The sequence below is a fragment of the Polynucleobacter sp. 39-46-10 genome (assembly GCF_002282275.1).
In genome coordinates, this window is sequence record NZ_NCJB01000246.1 from 3,737 (window position 1) to 5,177 (window position 1,441).

Below are 1,441 nucleotides of genomic sequence, written 5' to 3' on the forward strand. Positions count from 1 at the left end.
TTTGTATTTGGAGCTAGACCATTGAAGCGTGCGATTCAGCAATATATCGAGAACCCAGTGTCCAAGATGATCTTAGAAGGCAAGTTTGGCCCTAAGGACACAGTTCCTGTAGGTGTCGATAAGAACGGCGATTTCAGCTTTAGCAAGTAATACCGCTGTATTTCAGCAGGAATTTTCCTGTGCCAGTAAACTCGGAACATGACTGACGCCCTAGTAATGAGGCGCGCCAGTGATGTCCGGGTTGTTGGTCTTATTAGCCTGGCTCACGGCAGCTCCCATTTCTTCCATTTAATTTTGCCACCCATGTTCCCATGGTTGAAGGCGGAGTTTGGCTTTAACTATGCAGAGCTAGGTTTGCTCATGACTATCTTTTTTGTGGTCTCCTGCATCGTTCAAGCAGCATCTGGATTTTTAGTTGATCGCATCGGGGCTCGGCCTGTTTTATTTGCTGGAGTGGGTTTACTGGCATTAGCCGCGCTCACATATTCTCAAAGTAATGGCTATGCCATGTTGGTCCTAGGTGCAGTGATTGCCGGTTGCGGTAATGGCATCTTTCATCCGGTCGATTACACGCTGATCAACCACAAAATATCACCTCCGAATTTGCCTTACGCTTATTCCATTCATGGCGTAACAGGGTATATTGGTTGGGCCGCAGCTCCAGCTTTCATGGTGGCAATTGCTAGTGTTGCTGATTGGCGTATCGCCTTTTTATCTGCTGCAGTAGTCGAGGCCCTGATCTTGCTGACTCTGTGGCTGGGTAGGGCGCGCTTAATTGACGACGTCCGCGCAAGACGAGAAGAATCTCAGGCGAGCCATGCCCAAAAGAATCCTGGCGGTGCACCAATGAGTACCTTTGGCTTTCTGAAGCTACCTGTTGTCTGGCTTTGTTGGATTTTCTTTTTCTTCAGTATGGCTGCAACTACCGGCCTGCAATCATTCGCGCCTACAGCCCTTTTTAAAATTTATGAGATAGCGGTAAGCAATGGCAATTACTATCTCACGCTCATGTCTATGGGTGGCGCTGGAGGAATGCTTTTAGGTGGCTATCTGGCTAGCAAATTAAAAGTGCCTGAACGCATTATTACGATTTGCTTCACTGTAAATATAGTCATGGGGCTTTTATTAGCAACAGGCTTGATACCAATCGAGCTAATCGTGATCGCCTTCATTGTCATTGGCTTGGGTCTAGGTATCGCTGCCCCATCACGTGATTTAATGATTCGTTCTGCAACGCCGTCTGGTTCGTCGGGTCGGGTATACGGCATCGTGTATTCGGGGATCGATCTCGGTGCGGCAATGAGCCCACTAATCTTCGGAATCTTCCTAGATATCGGTTTGCCCAAATTGCTTTTTGTGGGCGTAGCTTTTCTGCAGCTCATGATTATCTTGACTGGATTTAAGGTTGCTGCCATCAGCAGTCCAAAAACCACCTAGATAC

2 protein-coding genes are annotated in these 1,441 nt (G+C 47.6%); both read left to right on the forward strand.

Features of this window, described 5'->3' with window-relative positions; all coding sequences use genetic code 11:
* The coding region (locus tag B7X71_RS13625) for a hypothetical protein (protein ID WP_293601025.1) at positions 1-150 on the forward strand (150 nt) is incomplete at its 5' end.
* Between the two features lie 48 nt (positions 151-198).
* Positions 199-1,437, forward strand: coding sequence for an MFS transporter (locus B7X71_RS13630; protein WP_293601024.1), 1,239 nt, complete (start codon positions 199-201; stop codon positions 1,435-1,437).
* Positions 1,438-1,441: the final 4 nt, after the last annotated feature.